Annotated in this window: 3 protein-coding genes; 1 reads left to right on the top strand and 2 read right to left on the bottom strand. The window is 71.6% G+C overall.

Translation table 11 applies throughout. The features are described 5' to 3' along the window. Together GVN67_RS28380 and GVN67_RS28375 are read right to left on the bottom strand one after the other, a co-directional pair. The coding region (locus GVN67_RS28380) for a DHA2 family efflux MFS transporter permease subunit (protein WP_160000659.1) at nucleotides 1-1,568 on the bottom strand (1,568 nt) is incomplete at its 3' end. 12 nt (nucleotides 1,569-1,580) lie between these two features. After that, nucleotides 1,581-2,747, bottom strand: a complete 1,167-nt coding sequence (locus tag GVN67_RS28375) for an HlyD family secretion protein (RefSeq protein ID WP_160000658.1) — start codon at nucleotides 2,745-2,747, stop codon at nucleotides 1,581-1,583. 139 nt (nucleotides 2,748-2,886) lie between these two features. On the opposite strand from GVN67_RS28375, the gene GVN67_RS28370 reads away from it, so the two are divergent. Further along, on the top strand, nucleotides 2,887-3,519 hold the full coding sequence (locus GVN67_RS28370; protein ID WP_160000657.1) for a TetR/AcrR family transcriptional regulator: 633 nt from the start codon (nucleotides 2,887-2,889) through the stop codon (nucleotides 3,517-3,519). The last annotated feature ends 123 nt before the right edge of the window (nucleotides 3,520-3,642 follow it).

The following is a 3,642-nucleotide window of genomic DNA, read 5'->3' as shown; positions in this document are numbered from 1 at the left end:
CCGCCCCCCCCTGCCCTGGCCCTCTTCAGCAGCGGCACCAGCAGCAGCGAGGCGAGGAAGCATCCCGCCATGACCAGCAGGGTGTCGTTATAGGCCAGGACCAGGGCCTGCTGGGTCACCAGGTTCTTCATCCGCGCCAGCGCCGCCACATCCGCGGCATTGCCCAGCCGCCCTTCCATGGCCGCGCTGAGCGTCTCCTGGTAGCGGGAGACGGCGGGGCGGGCCCAGTTCAGCGCCTCCGACAGGTGCAGCCGGTGCAGGTAGGAGCGGTCGGTCACCAGGGTGTTGATGATGGCCAGGCCCACGGCGCCGCCCAGGTTGCGCATCAGGTTGTAGAGGCCCGAGGCGCCCTTCAGCTGGGCCGGCGGGATGGTGCCCAGCGCCATGGCGTTGATCGGGGCCATGCACATCATCATGGCGACGCCGCGCAGGCCGAGGGGGAAGGCCATCTCGGCAAAGGCGTGCTGGCTGGTCAGGCTGGCGGTCAGGTACAGCGACACGAAGAACAGCGCCAGCCCGACGGCCAGCAGGTAGCGCGGGTCGACCCGCTGCAGCAGCCGGCCGACGAAGGGGGCGGCGGCGAACATGCAGAGGCCGGTGATGAACATCACCTCGCCGATCTGCATCGAGTTGTAGCCGCGCACCCGGCCGAGGAAGAGCGGGATCAGATAGACCGCGCCATAGAGGCCGATGCCCATGGTGAAGCTGAGCACGCAGCCGAGGGAGAAATTCCGGTTGGCGAAGGCGCGCAGGTCGACGATGGGCTCGTCGCGGGACAGGGCGCGCCAGAAGAACAGCCCGCCGGCGATGGTGCCGATGGCGGCGAAGGTCGCCACCGTCTCGTCCTGCAGCCAGTCCCAGCGCGGGCCTTCCTCCATGACGTATTCCAGGCTGCCCAGGAACAGCGCCATGAACAGCAGGCCCCACCAGTCGAAGCGGGCCAGCAGCTTGGGGTCGGCCTGGTCGATGTCGACGGTGTTCCAGACGACCAGCGCGATCAGCCCGCCGATCGGGACGTTGATCAGGAACAGCCAGTGCCAGGAGAAGCTCTGGGTCAGCCAGCCGCCGAGCGTCGGGCCGATGGTCGGCGCCAGCGTCGCGGTCAGGCCGATCAGCACCATCGCATTCGCCCGCTTCGAGCCGGGGAAGAGCAGAAAGCTGGCGGCGAAGACGGTCGGGATCATGGCGCCGCCGATGAAGCCCTGAAGCGCGCGGAAGACCACCATCAGGCCCAGGCTGCTGGCCATGGCGCAGGCCAGGGAGAACACCGTGAAGCCCAGCGCCGAGACGGTGAACAGCACCCGGGTCGAGAGCAGGCGCGACAGGAAGCCTGACAGCGGGATCATGACGATCTCGGCGATCAGGTAGCTGGTCTGCACCCAGCTGGCCTCGTCCGGGCTGGCCGCCAGCCCCGCCTGGATCTCGGAGATCGAGGCGGAGACGATCTGGATGTCCAGGATCGCCATGAACATGCCGAAGACCATGGCCATGAAGCCGACCATCGCCCGCGGCGACATCTTTCCAACGGGCGCCGCCGGCGCCCCCGGTCGCGCTGTGGTGGCGCTCATGACGCGCTGCCCTCAGCGCAGGCCGAGGGTGGCGGCGGCGGCGGCGAAGACCCCGCGCGGGGCGGAGGGGTCGGCGCGCAGGTCGATCTCGGCCACCACGGACAGGCCGGGGCGCAGGCGCGCGATGGCCTCGGCGCTCTGGCCCGGCTCCAGCACCAGCTTCACCGGCACGCGCTGGACGATCTTGGTGAAGTTGCCGGTGGCGTTCTCCGGCGGCAGCAGGCTGAACTGGCTGCCGGTGGCCGGGGCGAAGCTGTCGACGCGGGCGTGCAGGGCATGGCCGGGGATGGCGTCGACGCTGATCTCGGCCGGCTGGCCGGGCCGCATGCCGGCCAGCTGGGTTTCCTTGAAATTGGCGGTGACGAACAGCGCGGAAGGCGGCGGCGCCACGGCGATCAGCTGCTGGCCGGGCCGGACATGCTGGCCCAGCTGCGCCGCGCGGTTGCCGACGATGCCGTCGAAGGGCGCCCGGATCTCGGTATAGGACAGGGTGTTGCCGGCCAGCGCCAGGGCGGCGGCGGCCTGGTCGCGGCGGGCGGTCGCCTGGGCCAGCTGGGCGCGCTGCACGGGCAGGGCCTGGCGGCGCACGGCGAGCTCGGCCTCGGCGGCCTGGCGCGCGGCATCGGCCTTGCGCTGGGCGGCCACCGCCTGGTCGGCCGACTGGCGGGACGACCAGCCGCCGCCGACCAGCGCCTCCGTCCGGCGGGCATCGGCGCCGGCGCGGACCTGCTCGGCGCGGGCGGTCTCGATCTGCGCCTCGGCGGCGGCGATCTGGGCGTCCATCTGCGCCAGGGTCTCGCGCGCCGTGGTGATGGCGGCCTCGGCCTCGGCCAGGCTGGCGGCGGCCTGGGCCTGCTGCAGCCGGGCGTCGCGGTCGTCGAGGCGCAGCAGCACCTCGCCCGCCTTCACCGGCTGGTTGTCGGCGACCAGGATGGCGGCGACATCGGCCTCGATGCGCGGGCCCAGCACCACGATGTCGCCCTGGACATAGGCGTCGTCGGTCTCGACCAGGAAGCGGCCGGTCTGCCAGTACCAGTTGCCGCCCACCGCCAGCCCGGCCAGGACCAGGACCGGCAGAACCCGCAGCAGCAGGCGGCGGCGGCGCGGCGTCCGGCGCGGGGCCGGCGGCGTGGCCCGGGCGGCCTCGGCCGCGGCGGAGGGGGAGACAGGAGCGTTCATGACGGAAATTCCACAAACTGAACGGTTCAGTTCAGTGCGCCGAAGCAGATGCGCCTTCGCACCGGCGGCGTCAAGAGTGAACTGAACCGTTCAGTTTCCACTTGAAGCCCGGGGGCTTCCGCCCCTACTCCAGCGCATCATGTCCCTGAGCCTGGCCCCCCCCGAGATCTCCCCGAAGCGCCGCGCCATCCTGGATGCCGCGGCCGAGCTTTTCATGAAGGAAGGCTTCGGCCCGGTGTCGATGGATGCGGTGGCGCGCGGCGCGCAGGTGTCGAAGGCCACGCTCTACGCGCATTTCACCGGCAAGGACGCGCTGTTCCAGGAGATCATCGAGGAAAGCTGCCAGAAGATGCAGGCGCTGGTGCCGCAGGCGCTGGCCAACCACGCGCAGCCGCTGGAGGCGGCGCTGGCCGAGCTCGGCGCGCATTGGCTGGGCTTCCTGCTGCGGCCGCGGGTGCGGGCGCTGCACCGGGTGGTGGTGGCCGAAGGCGCCCGGGTGCCGGAGCTGGCCCAGGCCTTCTACACCGCCGGGCCGGTGACCCTGCGCGGCTGGCTGCTGGACTGGCTGGCGGGCGAGGCGGCGCGCGGCCGGCTGCAGCCCGACGCCCCCCTGCCCCTGGTCGCCGAGCAGTTCTTCTCCCTGCTGCGCGGCGACCTGTTCCTGCGCGCCACGCTGGGGCTGAGCGGGCCGATCGGCGAGGAGGAGGTCCGGACCCTGGCCGAGGCGGCGGCGCGGGCGATCGCGCGGCTCTACGGCGCGCCGCCGGCCTAGGTAGTGAACTCATAAAGCTTGCGGTGTTCGGCGTGCCCTGATTCAAAGCTCCAGATGGTGAGGAGCGTCAGATGGCCCGGTTCGACCTGACCGAGAGCGAGTGGTCGATCATTGCCCCGCTGC

It is taken from the genome of Roseomonas sp. 18066, assembly GCF_902706185.1.
In the GTDB taxonomy this organism is placed as follows: domain Bacteria; phylum Pseudomonadota; class Alphaproteobacteria; order Acetobacterales; family Acetobacteraceae; genus Pseudoroseomonas.
This window is presented reverse-complemented; position numbering and strand designations above follow the sequence as displayed.

What these genes read in the sequence shown, in the direction of transcription:
- GVN67_RS28370 (WP_160000657.1), top strand. Translation starts at nt 2,887, where the DNA reads ATGTCCCTGAGCCTGGCCCCCCCCGAGATCTCCCCGAAGCGCCGCGCC.
- GVN67_RS28375 (WP_160000658.1), bottom strand. Translation starts at nt 2,747, where the DNA reads ATGAACGCTCCTGTCTCCCCCTCCGCCGCGGCCGAGGCCGCCCGGGCC.